Annotated in this window: 15 protein-coding genes and 1 pseudogene; 5 read left to right on the forward strand and 11 right to left on the reverse strand. The window is 62.2% G+C overall.

Going from position 1 to position 12,443, the window contains the following annotated elements:
- The 8 genes and pseudogenes from ABWI03_RS26695 to ABWI03_RS26730 all read right to left on the reverse strand — a co-directional run.
- A partial coding sequence (locus ABWI03_RS26695; RefSeq protein ID WP_353798998.1) for a Clp protease N-terminal domain-containing protein occupies positions 1–842 on the reverse strand: 842 nt, incomplete at its 3' end.
- Complete coding sequence (locus ABWI03_RS26700) at positions 824–1,153, reverse strand: chaperone modulator CbpM (protein WP_054781457.1); 330 nt, start codon at positions 1,151–1,153, stop codon at positions 824–826. The genes ABWI03_RS26695 and ABWI03_RS26700, both read right to left, overlap by 19 nt.
- The gene (locus ABWI03_RS26705) at positions 1,150–2,055 is read right to left on the reverse strand and encodes a DnaJ C-terminal domain-containing protein (protein WP_298772676.1); all 906 of its coding nucleotides are present in this window, start codon (positions 2,053–2,055) and stop codon (positions 1,150–1,152) included. Before ABWI03_RS26705 ends, ABWI03_RS26700 begins: the two co-directional genes overlap by 4 nt.
- 6 nt (positions 2,056–2,061) lie before the next feature.
- Positions 2,062–2,586, reverse strand: coding sequence for a nucleotide exchange factor GrpE (locus ABWI03_RS26710; protein ID WP_050654922.1), 525 nt, complete (start codon positions 2,584–2,586; stop codon positions 2,062–2,064).
- Positions 2,587–2,594: 8 nt separating this feature from the next.
- Positions 2,595–4,469 carry a molecular chaperone DnaK gene (dnaK, locus tag ABWI03_RS26715; RefSeq protein WP_007735554.1) on the reverse strand — a complete coding sequence of 625 codons (1,875 nt, stop codon included), beginning with the start codon at positions 4,467–4,469 and terminating at the stop codon, positions 2,595–2,597.
- 1,072 nt (positions 4,470–5,541) lie between these two features.
- Positions 5,542–5,955 carry a GlcG/HbpS family heme-binding protein gene (locus tag ABWI03_RS26720; RefSeq protein WP_054188355.1) on the reverse strand — a complete coding sequence of 138 codons (414 nt, stop codon included), beginning with the start codon at positions 5,953–5,955 and terminating at the stop codon, positions 5,542–5,544.
- Positions 5,952–6,083: pseudogene (locus tag ABWI03_RS26725) on the reverse strand (DJ-1/PfpI family protein); the annotation flags it as partial. The pseudogene ABWI03_RS26725 and the gene ABWI03_RS26720, both read right to left, overlap by 4 nt.
- Positions 6,084–6,168: 85 nt before the next feature.
- Entirely contained in the window at positions 6,169–7,308 is a 1,140-nt protein-coding gene (locus ABWI03_RS26730) for a glutathione-independent formaldehyde dehydrogenase (RefSeq protein ID WP_024487877.1), read from the reverse strand.
- Positions 7,309–7,658: 350 nt separating this feature from the next.
- On the opposite strand from ABWI03_RS26730, the gene ABWI03_RS26735 reads away from it, so the two are divergent.
- Positions 7,659–7,955 carry a putative quinol monooxygenase gene (locus ABWI03_RS26735; RefSeq protein WP_020971354.1) on the forward strand — a complete coding sequence of 99 codons (297 nt, stop codon included), beginning with the start codon at positions 7,659–7,661 and terminating at the stop codon, positions 7,953–7,955.
- Positions 7,956–8,015: 60 nt separating this feature from the next.
- On the opposite strand, the gene ABWI03_RS26740 is transcribed toward ABWI03_RS26735, so the two are convergent.
- Positions 8,016–8,156 (reverse strand): hypothetical protein, encoded by a 141-nt coding sequence (locus ABWI03_RS26740; protein ID WP_296554069.1) that lies wholly within the window; start codon positions 8,154–8,156, stop codon positions 8,016–8,018.
- Positions 8,157–8,459: 303 nt separating this feature from the next.
- Here ABWI03_RS26740 and ABWI03_RS26745 point away from each other — a divergent pair, with 303 nt between their 5' ends.
- The 4 genes from ABWI03_RS26745 (at position 8,460) to ABWI03_RS26760 (ending at position 9,961) form a co-directional block, all read left to right on the forward strand.
- Positions 8,460–8,690 (forward strand): hypothetical protein, encoded by a 231-nt coding sequence (locus tag ABWI03_RS26745; protein ID WP_143538672.1) that lies wholly within the window; start codon positions 8,460–8,462, stop codon positions 8,688–8,690.
- A gap of 254 nt (positions 8,691–8,944) precedes the next feature.
- Entirely contained in the window at positions 8,945–9,109 is a 165-nt protein-coding gene (locus ABWI03_RS26750; protein WP_298772708.1) for a hypothetical protein, read from the forward strand.
- A 297-nt stretch (positions 9,110–9,406) separates the two neighbouring features.
- A complete protein-coding gene (locus tag ABWI03_RS26755) occupies positions 9,407–9,688 on the forward strand; it encodes a WhiB family transcriptional regulator (RefSeq protein WP_298772710.1) in 282 nt (93 codons plus the stop codon).
- Positions 9,689–9,742: 54 nt separating this feature from the next.
- On the forward strand, positions 9,743–9,961 hold the full coding sequence (locus ABWI03_RS26760) for a hypothetical protein (RefSeq protein ID WP_298772712.1): 219 nt from the start codon (positions 9,743–9,745) through the stop codon (positions 9,959–9,961).
- Positions 9,962–10,037: 76 nt separating this feature from the next.
- Here the strand turns inward: ABWI03_RS26760 and ABWI03_RS26765 are convergent, their stop codons facing one another.
- Positions 10,038–11,051: a hemolysin family protein gene (locus ABWI03_RS26765; protein ID WP_298772714.1), complete on the reverse strand. Its 1,014-nt coding sequence runs from the start codon at positions 11,049–11,051 to the stop codon at positions 10,038–10,040.
- Positions 11,048–12,433 carry a hemolysin family protein gene (locus ABWI03_RS26770; protein WP_235170720.1) on the reverse strand — a complete coding sequence of 462 codons (1,386 nt, stop codon included), beginning with the start codon at positions 12,431–12,433 and terminating at the stop codon, positions 11,048–11,050. Before ABWI03_RS26770 ends, ABWI03_RS26765 begins: the two co-directional genes overlap by 4 nt.
- Between the last annotated feature and the right edge of the window lie 10 nt (positions 12,434–12,443).

The following is a 12,443-nucleotide window of genomic DNA, read 5'->3' on the forward strand; positions in this document are numbered from 1 at the left end:
AACAACAGGATGCGCCCCTCGGCAGCCTTCACCTCGGACAGCACGGCCTGCAGTCGCTCCTCGAACTCGCCGCGGTACTTCGCACCGGCCACCAGTGAACCCATGTCGAGCGAGAAGATCGTTTTGTCGCGTAGGCCCTCGGGCACGTCGCCGCGGACGATCCGCTGGGCGAGACCCTCGACAATCGCAGTCTTACCTACACCGGGGTCGCCGATCAGCACCGGGTTGTTCTTCGTTTTCCGGCTCAAGATCTGAGTTACCCTGCGTATCTCGGCATCCCGGCCGATGACCGGATCGAGTTTGCCTGCCTGTCCCTCGGAGACGAGGTCGCGCCCGTACTTCTCCAATGCCTCGTACGCCCCCTCCGGGGTCGCCGACGTGACACGCTGATTGCCGCGCACCTTCGTCAGCGCTGTGAGGAAGGCGTCCCGTGTGACCCCGTGACTGGCGAGGACCCGCCCGGCCGCGCTGGCCGATCCTTCCTCGGAGAGGGCCATCACAAGATGCTCCACCGACACGTAGGAATCCTTGAGTCTCTTCGCCTCCCGCTCTGCGGCATCGAGCAGCTTGGCCAGACGCTGGGTGATCATCACCTGACCGGGGGTCGCGCCGGGGCCGCTGACCTTCGGCCTACGCGACAGTTCACGATCCAGATCGGATCGAAGTGCTTCGACATTCGCGCCGGCCTGTTCGAGCAGTCGGGGCACCAACCCATCCTGCTGATCGACCAATGCGAGCAGCAGGTGCTCTCCGTCGACTTCGGTGTGGCCCATTCTGGTCGCAACATTCTGGGCTTCCTGCAAGGCTTCTCGTGACTTTTCGGTCAAGCTGCCGGTGTCCATGAGGATGTCCTCCTTCTGCGGGCCGCTGTTTCGAGTCTTTCGATTCGATCCAGCAGATCGAGCACGAGCCCGATTGCCGAGTAGTTGAGACCCAGACCCGTCCGCAGTCGTTGAATGCGTGCGGCGTGGGTCACTTCGGATGGGTCGAACGACATCTCTCCGCCGGCGTAGCGGTGGGCGTCGAGCAGTCCGAGAGTCACGAGTTTTCGTGCCAGATCCGGGTGCAGGCCAGTACGTTCGGCGAAGGCGTCCGGCGACAATCCGGTACGGCGAACCAATACGTACTGAGTGATCGGCGTTGAGGTGCTCATGTCTCTTTCCTCGGATTGAAGTTCGATTCGGCGCCCAACTGCTCGAACAGTTCGCGTTCACGTGCTGTCGGTTTCGACGGAACCATCACCTTGATTTCGGCGTAGAGGTTGCCGTTGGCACCGCGCGGATTCGGCATTCCCTCTCCGCGCAGGCGCAGCTTCCTACCAGTCGAAGAGCCAGGCACCACTTTGACTTTCGCCTCTCCGCCCGGTGTGGGAACGACGACTGTCGACCCGAGAACCGCCTCCCATGGCGATACGGGCAGATCGACGTAGATGTCCCGACCCTGCACGCGGAACCGTGAATGCGGTTTGATCCGCACCACGAGGTACAGATCCCCAGGCGGCGCGTCACCGTTGCCTCGGCCTCCTTGCCCGGCCAACCGGATTCGCTGGCCGTCCAGGACGCCGGCTGGAATGTCGACGTCATACTGCCGTCCGTCCAGTCTGAGAGTGCGTTTTCCGCCCTGATAGGCCTCTTCCAGCGCCAGTTCCAGTTCGGCCTCCTGATCGGCGCCGGGAATCGGTCCGAACCCACCGCCTCCGCCGAACATCTGCCCGAAGAGGTCTTCGAAGTCGACGGCACCCTCACCGCCGACACCGTGGCCGAAGTGCACCCTTCTCCCGCCACCGCCGTACCCGGCGGCGTTTGCCCGCACCCGTTCGTCGTAATCCTCGGGTACATGCCGGAAGTCGTCACCGAATCGGTCATAGCGTTTCCGGGTGTCCGTGTCGGACAACACCTGATAGGCCTCATTGACCTCCTTGAACCTGTCCTCCGCAGTGGGATCCTTGTTCACATCGGGGTGGTACTTGCGGGCCAGCTTGCGGTACGCCTGCTGAATTTCGTCGGTGCCGGCGCCCTTCGGTACGCCGAGTACTTCGTAGTAGTCACGGGCCATCGGTGCTCACCCCTCTGGGCGGCTGACGACCACCGCGGCGGGCCGCAACTGTCGCCCGTCCTCTCCATAACCCGGGCGCAAGACCTCGACCACGGTCCCGGACGGAAGGTCGGGTCGGGTTACCACACTGACCACTTCGTGGAGTTCCGGGGAGAACGGCACACCGACCTCGTCGTGGCGCTCGAAGCCGAGTCGTGAGAGCACCTGTACCGCCTGGTCCCGGATCGCCTTCACACCTTCGACGACGGCCTGCGGATCGCTGCCTGCGTGTGCAAGCGCAAGCTCCAAGTTGTCCAGTACCGGCAGCCACGCCGCCGAAACCTTCGCTACTTCCGCGGCGCGTTCACGGTCCAGATCTTTGGCGTATCGCTTGCGCAGGTTGTCCAGATCTGCGACGGCCCTGCGCCAACGGTCCTCGAGTTGAGACAGCTCGTCTGCCGTCTCGGCGCGATCGGACTCGGTCTTGCTTTGATCCGTGTCGGCGCTGTTGGTAGTCGGCTCAGTCGTCGAATGATCTGCAGACATTTCCATCGTGCGCCTCAGCTTCGATCGAATTCGGCGTCGATCACGTCGCCGTCATCCGACGACGCAGCATCAGCGCCGCCTGCTTGCCCGTCGTCCGACTGGTCCGGCACAAGTCCGTAGAGCAGCTGTTGCAGCTCCGAGGTGAGTGGCTGAACCTCCGCGGGTGAAGCGCCGTCCTGCACGGCCTTTCGGGCGTCGGCAACCAGCATCTCGGCCCGCGCCTTCTCATGCGGCGGGGCACTGTCACCGAGTTCGGCGAGTCGCCGCTCCACTTGATACGCAACCGAATCGAGCCCGTTGCGCGCGTCGACCGCCTTGCGCAGCGCCTCGTCCTCACCCCGGTTCCGTTCGGCCTCCGCCAACATGCGCTCGACCTCACCCTGATCAAGGTTGCCCTGTTCACTGATCGTGATGCTCTGTTCCTTGCCGGTATCCTTGTCGCGAGCGGTGACGTTCAGGATGCCGTTGGCGTCGATGTCGAAAATGACTTCCACCTGGGCCTCGCCACGTGGCGCGGGGCGGATGTCTTCCAGCCGGAACCGGCCCAGCACCCGGTTGTCGGCCGCACGTTCGCGTTCGCCCTGCAACACCACGACGTCTACGGCGGACTGATTGTCTTCCGCCGTGGAGAACACTTCGCTGCGCCGTGCCGGGATCGTCGTGTTCCGCTCGATGATCTTCGTCATCACCCCGCCCTGCGTCTCGACGCCGAGGGACAGTGGGGTGACATCGAGTAACAACACATCGGAAACCTCGCCTTTGAGCACGCCTGCCTGGACTGCGGCTCCGAGGGCAACGACCTCGTCCGGGTTGACGCCCATGTGGGGGTCCTTGCCGCCGGTCAGCCGGCGAACCAGCGCCTGTACAGCCGGGATACGTGTCGAACCGCCGACCAGTATCACTTCGTCGATGTCGTTGGCGGCGACCTTGGCGTCACTCATGGCCTGCTTCACCGGGCCGAGGCACCGTTCCACCAGATCGGCAGTCAAATCATCGAACTTCGATCGCATGATCGTAGTGGTGAGATGTTTGGGACCATTCGCGTCAGCGGTAACGAAAGGCAGGTTTACCTGGGCCTGGGTCACCGAGGACAGCTCAACCTTTGCCTTCTCCGCGGCTTCGAACAGTCGTTGCAACGCCTGCGCATCCTTACGCAGATCGATGTTCTCCGCGCGCTGGAATTCGTCGGCGAGGTAGTCCACCACGCGTCGATCGAAGTCGTCGCCGCCCAAGTGGGAGTCGCCGGCCGTGGAACGAACCTCGACTACCCCCTCTCCGACGTCCAGCAGGCTCACATCGAAGGTTCCGCCGCCGAGGTCGAAGACCAGTACGGTTTCGTGGGTCTGTTTGTCCATGCCGTACGCGAGTGCCGCAGCGGTCGGTTCGTTGATAATCCGCAAAACCTCGAGGCCTGCGATACGGCCGGCGTCCTTGGTGGCGTTTCGTTGCGCGTCGTTGAAGTAGGCAGGAACAGTGATGACCGCTTCCTTCACCTTCTCACCGAGGAACTTGCTCGCGTCGTCGACGAGCTTGCGCAGCACGAGAGCGCTGATCTCCTCTGGTGCGTATTTCTTGCCGCGCACGTCGAAGCGGGCCTCACCGTTGTCACCCGCTACGACGTCGAAGCTGACCGCTTTGGCTTCCTCGGAGATCTCGTCGTAGTGACGTCCGATGAAGCGTTTCGCCGAGTAGATCGTGCCCTTCGGATTCAAGATCGCCTGCCGTCGGGCAAGCTGGCCCACCAGACGCTCACCGTTCTCGGTGAACGCCACCACCGAAGGCGTCGTCCGTGCTCCCTCCACATTGGAGATGACCACCGGCTCGCCGCCTTGCCAGCTTGCGATGACCGAGTTGGTTGTGCCCAAGTCGATGCCTACAGCAGTTGTCATGACTCAATTCCTTTCGATCGGCCCGGCCGTTGAGCAAGTGCGATTCCGCCCGCAACTTCGCTCGATGTCGGCAAGGACTTCGTAGTTCCCTGGTTTTGGCGAGTGGATTGGGTGAAGTCACGGAGACCGAGCAGGGCGCCGATAACGGCGCCCGACACCAATCCGTGGATGGCGGGCGTGAGGCTCGAGAGCGGCCGAGGGTAAGGGTTTCCGCCACTGTGCTTTGACATCACGCCCCTCAGCGTTGATGTTGTGGGGTTCGCCGGGCCTGTGTGTACTGACAGGGCCCGACCGCCGGTCAACCGGTTGAGCTCACGAACCACCCAGCCATGATGAGTCTTTTCGTCCGCCTAAAGGGCGTCAACAACATTCGCCTGATGGGCGGGGCGCAACGGGGCAGTGGCGACCACACCTGCCCTTGATCGAAGATGCCCGCCGGAACCCGATCGAAGCGGCCATCGCATGAAACTCCGAGTATCGGCTTCGACACGAAAACTCGAGTGTCGGCCGCTACTGCGGTACGTCCACACTACCGCGGCGCATGCAAAAGGAGAACTCCCTTTGCGAAAGATCGTCACAGTCAGTGAACAGCAGCTCCGTTGAACCCGGACGAGATTCATTGTAGTTCTATCGAATCTCCTTGTGACAGAAAGGTAATGAGCCACTACTGGCCGGTTCCAATTGGTTGCGAGTAGGTGGCGCACACCCGCGTGCTGCACGGTTCAACGTCCCGTTCTGTGGCTGGTCAACAGACCGCTCAGGTGGGAGCTATTGCAATTCAACATGTTTCGGCCACCGTCACTACGGGACTTACGTGGTTCTCGTCTATTCCTGTGCTGCATCCTTTGGCAGGATTTCTATCGAGGGGTCGGTTTGCTCTCGCCCCCGTGGTGGCGCAGGTGTGCCAGGTCTGGCCGTGGTTGTGTTCGTCTCGGCTCGGAGCCGCCTCAGGGATGCAGTACGACTTTGGTCCAACCGTCGTCGTGAGCGTCGAAATGCTGGTCGCCGGATTCGGTTGCGCCGAGCGGGCTTGGCCGGCGTCAATTCACCTGACGCGCGGATGAAGCAGAGCTCACAGCGCCGCCACGGCCGCCTCGGCGACGGTCTTGTCCTGCTCCCCGGTGCCGCCGCTGACGCCGACAGCGCCCACGACCTGGCCGTTGTGCCGCAGAGGCACACCGCCTGTGAAGATCATGATGTGTCCGCCGTTGGAGGCGTGTATCCCGTAGAACTGCTCGCCCGGGCCCGCGTTGGCCGCGAGGTCCTCGGTCGAGACGTCCAATGCCCGCGCGGTGAACGCCTTGTTGATCGAGATGTCGATGCTGGCGATCCAGGCACCGTCCATTCGCACGTGAGCCACGAGGTTGCCGCCGGCATCGACCACCGCAATGTTCGACGGCGACTCGATCTCGGTGGCTTTGGCCTGTCCTGCGGCGATGATCCGCTGCGCATCGTCGAGGGACACCGAGGTCTGGTTCACGGTCATGACGCACCTGCCCCGAGCTTCGCGAACTGCTCGACGATGGCCTGACGGAACGCAGGAAGGTCGTCGGGCGAGCGGCTCGAGATCAGGTTCCCGTCGATCGCGACCTGTTCGTCTACGACTTCTACTCCTCCGGCCCCGTCGGCAGCCGATATCGCTATCTGCTTGCCCTGCAGTGGCATTGGCATCGTTGTGCTCCTCTCGGTTCTGGCCGTGTCAGGGATGCAGGACGACTTTGGTCCAGCCGTCGTCGCGAGCGTCGAAGTGCTGGTAGCCGGATTCGGCTTCGGCGAGCGGGAGTTCGTGGGAGATGATCCAGGAGGGCTTTGCCCGGTCTTCGTGGATGAGGTCGCGCAGTTGCCGGTTGTAGTGTTTGACGTTCGCTTGTCCGGTGCCGATCTTCTGGCCCTTGAACCAGAATTTGCCCATGTCGAAGGCGATCTTGCCGTTGCGCTCGAGTTCGTCGGGGCCGTTCTGGTCCTGGGGAAGGAAGATGCCGACCACCCCGATGTGGCCGGTGAAGCGCACCGAATCCACGAGCCGGTTCATCGTCATGGCGGCGTCCTCGTGGCCTTGCGGGTCGTGTGCCTGATAGCCGACGCACTCGCACCCCTTGTCTGCGCCTTTCCCGTTGGTTTGCTCGAGGACCTGCTCGACGGGGTCGCCCTTCGAGTCGTCGATGGGGACGACGCCGATCTCTTCGGCCAGGCGTAGCCGGTCGGGGTGGCGGTCGACGATCATCACCTTGCTCGCTCCCTGGATCATCGCCGAATACGCGGCCATCAAACCGACTGGGCCAGCGCCGTAGACCACCATCGAATCGCCGGGTTGCATGTCGGCCAGGCGGGTGCAATGCCATCCGGTGGGAAAGATGTCCGACAGCATCACGTAGTCGGTTTCCTTGTCCTGGGCATCCTCGGGCAGTCGCAGACAGTTGAAGTCGCCGAACGGCACTCGCAGATATTCCGCCTGTCCGCCCCAGAACGGGCCCATCCCCGCGAAACCGAATGCAGCGCCGGCCATCTTCGGATCGGGGTGCACCGTCAGGCAGAATGCGGTCAACCCTTCCTCGCAGTTTCGGCAGAAGCCGCAGCCGATGTTGAACGGCAAGCACACTCGATCCCCTGGCGATACTTTGACCACTGCATTGCCGACTTCGGCGACGATGCCCAAGTTTTCGTGACCGAGGACCATTCCGGGCTCCAGATCGGTGCGGCCTTCGTACATGTGTAGATCCGACCCGCAGATGTTGGTGCTCGTGATCTTCACCAGCACATCTGTCGGATTCTCGATCCGCGCATCGGGCACGTCCTTGACGTGGACCTCTCGAGGCCCGTCGTATACAAGCGCTTTCATCGCGGCACTCCCTTGTCTTGTAGCTGCGGCTTTCCGGTTGATCTCGTCGGCCGCAGGCGTCCACGCGTGAGCGACCGACCGAATGAATCGTGCTGTTCGGGGAAGGTCCACGGCGCGCAGAAGTGAAGATCGCACCAAAATGTCGGCGCACCAACATTTTTCCTGCCATCGACGCAACTGCGGCTGCATCCAGGCATCGCATTCCCTCACTATGGAGTCTCCTCCTTCGGCTCCACGATCGCTAGGGGGTTGGGATCGGTTTCCTCGAACGGTGGGTTTGGGTACCTTCCATTAACCGATGGATGGTGTGATGCTTGACAGTGTTCACCACCTCGAAGAGGAGATCCGATATGGCCACCAAGGCGCTGCTGGTCCGACTTGAAGCGAAGCCCGGCAAGGAAGAAGCGGTCGAGGAATTCCTCCGATCGGCACTGCCGCTCGTCGAGCAGGAGCCCGGCACGAAACCCTGGTTCGCGGTGCGGTTCGGGCCCTCGTCGTTCGGCATCATCGACGCATTCCCGGACCAAGCTGCCCGCGAGACACATCTCAATGGTCCGGTCGGCAAGGCCCTCGGCGAACGAGCCGACGAACTCTTCGCTGCGCCGCCCGAAATCAGCTACCTCGACGTTCTCGCTGAAAAAGTCTGAACAACCGACTGAAAAAGCCCAGTCGGCGGCCGTCACACTTCTGCTTCGAATATAGTTGTGTCACAGCCACACCCGATTCGCGAGAGCCTTGCCGGTGTGCGCGGCTGTGGCGTACGGTCCGTCGCTCATTCGACCCAGGTATCGGTAGAACACGAGAAGTGTACTCAGTCGAGTCAACTCGGTACGTGCGTAAGAAAGCACTTCAAACTCGTTTTATTACAGTGTGTTTCGAGTTTGAACTGACTTGACTGGAAGTGAAGTAGGACTTCTCGTTGCTGCTGGGACAGTTCTGGGCCATGGAAAAGGTCATCTTTCCGCGGAATTTCAGCGACAATTGTGGCGGGAAGGCTCGAAAGTCGCAGTCCGATAATACAAATAGACTCGGAATCTACATGCGCGGTCCGAGAGTGTCTCCACAAGTTCGGTGATCACGCCCGCTGGATCAGAAATGCTCAGTTGGTGCCCCGCCGTGCGCCTTTGCATTTTATAGTCGCTTGGGCTTGCGTGCCACTGCCCTCGTCCACGCTTCGCGGCGCGGCCGACACGATCGCCTTATTGGTGAAACGCGTGCGTTGTGAGCCCGGCGTGATCTTGACGGAGTTGGTGCTCGAAGTCGGAGCAATGTCACTTCCCGATCTGGAGTCGGCAGTTGATCGGGAGGAGGAGTTGTCGAGGGGGTTCGACGATGCGCTCGATGATGTGCGCGCTGCCAATCGTTCCCTCGACCGGCGGTGACTCTGATGACGGATCTTGCTGTTCTTACGGACGCTGTACCGAGGTGACTGACCACTCGGGGCAGTAACTCCGTCGTGCAGCAGAGGCGACCTACACACGCGGATGATGTGACGGGCGAGGGTTACCGAGCCGCGATCGGCACCTCGGCTGTATGGAAATCGCGAAGATCTGGGTCGGATTCTTCCCTCGGCCGGTTCGGTGATCGATTCTGAGTGAACCTGATTCTTTCGTGGTCTCGGAAAGGAAGCTCCGCCGTGGGTTCGATTGTTCTCACCCTTGTCCTCGTCCTCTCCTTCCTCGTGCTCGCTTTGCTTCTGCGGTACGCCAATGCCGGACAGTCTGCCCGCCCCGGCGCTCCGAACGTCCGTCCGGTCCCGGGAAGCGGCCGGTTGGGTGCTCGACCGCGGGTGCTGCGGTGACGGCATGGCATGTGATGGCGATCTGTCGCGCATTCAGCGCCCGATTGGCTACCAGGCGTGTGGGTTCGAGCGCACCTTCGGCAGGGCGATCAAATGGTGATGCCAACCGTTGCCGCAGCCAGCGGCCTTCACGGCCGCACTTGGCGGACACGCCAGATTCTAATACTGGCATGAACCCGTAGGAAGTCGCCTTATTAACCGTCAGTGGCATTGCAAGAGCGAAGCTTTGAGATACGTCTCCTGGCTTCGGATCTGGTTTCAGTGATCCGAGGTTCTCGAGTGAGAGAGGAGTTCCCGATGATATCCGCAGTGCGCTCGGCGCAGTCCGGGAAAGAGGTTGCCGCCGAACCGAGTTGTTGGCAGAAGTACGCCGCGTGCGGTGGGGTCGAAGCGGCGGTGTTCTTTTCGCCGGAAGGCGAGCGTGGCAATGCCCGATTCCGCCGGGAACTGCAGGCGCGGCGGATATGTCAGACCTGTCCTGTGCTCGGTCAGTGCCGCGAGTACGCCCTCGGTGCGGGTGAGCTGTATGGAACGTGGGGTGGCATGAGCGAAGCTGACCGAAGGCGGCACGCCCAGTGACGAAGTCGCGACGAGCGCGGGGCGGCAGATCATGCAGTCCGAGGATGCGATCAGATGTCGGGTGAGCCGGTGCCGCTGTCGGTTTACCGTATGGCGAGCGGCGAGCTCGTCAAGGAGTACCGCTCGTTGTATCGCCGGTGTGATCGCCTGACTCCGCGTGAGAAAGCACGGTTCTATTTCGTGAACGAGGAAATGAGGGCACGGGGGCTCGGGCATGGCATTCCAACTCCGGATACGCACGAGGGTATCGATGCCTGGGACGGGGAGATCTGAGATCTGATCGCGAGCTTTCCCGAACAATTGCTGTACGGATAGCGCTATCCGTGCGAAAGGCTGTCCTTATGCGGTGTCAGATCGCCGGTTCAGGGCGGGGGAACAGTCGTGAGAGAACATCGGAGAGGGTGATGATGCCGACCGTCGTTCGTTCGTCGGTGACCACGGCCAGGTGATTGCGACTTTCCCGCATCGCCGCGAGTGCGAGGTGGACGGGGGTGTCGGACGCAAGGGTGAATTCCGGTCGCATGATGGATTCGGCGTGGGTGTGGTCGGGTTGGAGCAGGGTGTCGCGGACGTGCACGATCCCAAGGGGAACACCGTTGTCGCGAACGAGGATTCGTAGGTGTCCCGATTGTTTCGAGATCGCCCGCACCTGGTCCATGGTCGCGGAGCTGGTTACGGAGGTCGGAGCTTTGCTGCTCCGAAGCAGATCGCGGACGGTCAAGGTCTGCATGTCGAGGGCGCCGGAAAGTTGCGCGGAGTATCCGGCGTCGAGGGCTCCGACGTTGGTGGAGTGTTCGACCAGGTGCCGCAAGGCGTCGGGGTCCTGGCCGCTGCCGACGTGATCGACCGGTTGCACACCGACTTTGACGAGGAACCAGTTGGCCATCGAGTTCAGCGATTGCAGTAGAGGTCGGGTGAGCCACATGAATCCGCGCATCGGGATGGCGAGCAGTGTGGCTGATTTCTCGGGGTGGGCGATCGCCCAGGATTTCGGTGCCATTTCGCCGACGACCAGATGCAGGAAAGTCACGATGATCAATGCGAGAACGAAACCGGCGACGTCCGCGATCCAGAGCGGCATGCCCCAACTCGAGAAGGCAGGGGTAAGCCAGTGATGGACAGCGGGTTTGGTGATTGCACCGAGCGCGAGGGTACATACGGTGATGCCGAGTTGGGAGCCGGCGAGGAGCACGGTCAGTTCGGAGGCGCTGCGTAGAGCGGCTCGGGCGGAGCGGCTGTTGGGGGCGGCATCTTCGAGGCGGTGCCGTTTGGCGGAGATGAGGGCGAATTCGACGGCGACGAAGAAGGCACTCAGGGCTATGAGAGCGACGGTGACGGCGATGACGATCCAGGGGTTGCTCATCGGTTCTCCTCCGCGGTTTCAGTCCCGGCCACTGCGGTTGGGTCGAGGCGTAGTCGTAGTGAGGCGGGGACGTGCCGCTCGACGGACAGGACATCGATGACCAGTGAATATCGAGGTTGTTCGTCGTCGGAAATCAGGTCGGCAGGATCAGGTGGCAGTTCGACGCGGATCCGGGCTCCCTCGGGTGGGAGCTCGCCGTGATGGGCGATGGTGAAGCCGGCGATCGTCTCGTAGTCACCACCCGGGAGGTCGTGTCCGATGGTGCGTTCGACCTCGTCGAGGTGCACGCCACCGTTGACGGTCCAGGATCCGTCTTCGCCGGGGAGTTCGAGTGGGAGGTCAGGGTCGTGTTCGTCGGTGATTTCGCCGACGAGTTCTTCGGCGATGTCTTCGAGGGTGATGACACCGGCGAAGCCGCCGTATTCGTCTATGACGCAGGCAAGTTGGTTTCTGCTGTCGGTGAGTTCGGCCAGGGCCTTCGGCAAGGGAAGTGTGGTCGGGAGGATCAGGGCGGGGCGGGTGAGTGTGCGCGCGGTCAGATCAGTGGTCGGCGTCAGGTCGAGAACATCTTGGAGGTGGATGACACCGACTATGTCCTCGGAATCTTCCCCCACGACGGGATATCTGGAGTGCCCTCGCCCCATGAGGGTGAGGATGTGGTCGAGGGAGTCGTCGGCGTGGACGGTGTCGACATGGGTGCGAGGGATCATCGCATGCTCCACTGGGCGCGTGGGGAAATCGAGAATGCGATCGAGCATCGTCGACAATTCGGGCGGAAGAGTCCCGGTTTCGCGGGACTCGGCGACGATGTGCTCGAGGTCGCGGGCAGAGGCGGAGTGCTCGACATCGTGCACCGGCTCGATCTTGAGTGCGCGGAGCAGCAGGTTCGATGCTTGGTCGAAGATCCAGATCAGCCAGCCGAAGAGTTTCAGGTAGAGGGTGGTCGAGCGGGCCAGCCACCGGGCCACAGGTTCGGGACGTGCGATGGCGAGGTTCTTCGGGAACAGCTCACCGAAGAGCATCTGGACCAGGGTCGAGAACAGCAGCGCCAGCACGGCACCGATGGCCATCCCCACGGCGGTGGGGATGCCGATGCCGCCGAAGATCGTTCCCAGCGACTGACCGATGAGAGGTTCGGCAACGTAACCGACCAGCAGACCGGTGACGGTGATGCCCAGTTGAGCTCCGGAGAGCATGAACGAGGTGCGGCGGGTCACCGCAAGAGCCCGCGTTGCACCCGAATCGCCCGTCTGGGCGAGAGAATTGAGCCGGGATCGGTCCACGGCCATGTAGGCGAACTCCTGGGCAACGAAGTAGCCGGTGACTGCGGTGATCAACAGAACGACCAGGACGCCCAGCAGGAGTGTCAGGGCGATCATCATGAGCCGGACA

The sequence above is a fragment of the Rhodococcus baikonurensis genome, assembly GCF_040489275.1.
GTDB lineage: Bacteria > Actinomycetota > Actinomycetes > Mycobacteriales > Mycobacteriaceae > Rhodococcus_F > Rhodococcus_F baikonurensis.

Excerpts from the sequence above, each read along its gene's own strand:
- ABWI03_RS26700 (WP_054781457.1), bottom strand. The coding sequence starts at position 1,153 with ATGAGCACCTCAACGCCGATCACTCAGTACGTATTGGTTCGCCGTACC.
- ABWI03_RS26705 (WP_298772676.1), bottom strand. The coding sequence starts at position 2,055 with ATGGCCCGTGACTACTACGAAGTACTCGGCGTACCGAAGGGCGCCGGC.
- ABWI03_RS26710 (WP_050654922.1), bottom strand. The coding sequence starts at position 2,586 with ATGGAAATGTCTGCAGATCATTCGACGACTGAGCCGACTACCAACAGC.
- dnaK (WP_007735554.1), bottom strand. The coding sequence starts at position 4,469 with ATGACAACTGCTGTAGGCATCGACTTGGGCACAACCAACTCGGTCATC.
- ABWI03_RS26720 (WP_054188355.1), bottom strand. The coding sequence starts at position 5,955 with ATGACCGTGAACCAGACCTCGGTGTCCCTCGACGATGCGCAGCGGATC.
- ABWI03_RS26730 (WP_024487877.1), bottom strand. The coding sequence starts at position 7,308 with ATGAAAGCGCTTGTATACGACGGGCCTCGAGAGGTCCACGTCAAGGAC.
- ABWI03_RS26735 (WP_020971354.1), top strand. The coding sequence starts at position 7,659 with ATGGCCACCAAGGCGCTGCTGGTCCGACTTGAAGCGAAGCCCGGCAAG.
- ABWI03_RS26755 (WP_298772710.1), top strand. The coding sequence starts at position 9,407 with ATGATATCCGCAGTGCGCTCGGCGCAGTCCGGGAAAGAGGTTGCCGCC.
- ABWI03_RS26760 (WP_298772712.1), top strand. The coding sequence starts at position 9,743 with ATGTCGGGTGAGCCGGTGCCGCTGTCGGTTTACCGTATGGCGAGCGGC.
- ABWI03_RS26765 (WP_298772714.1), bottom strand. The coding sequence starts at position 11,051 with ATGAGCAACCCCTGGATCGTCATCGCCGTCACCGTCGCTCTCATAGCC.
- ABWI03_RS26770 (WP_235170720.1), bottom strand. The coding sequence starts at position 12,433 with ATGATGATCGCCCTGACACTCCTGCTGGGCGTCCTGGTCGTTCTGTTG.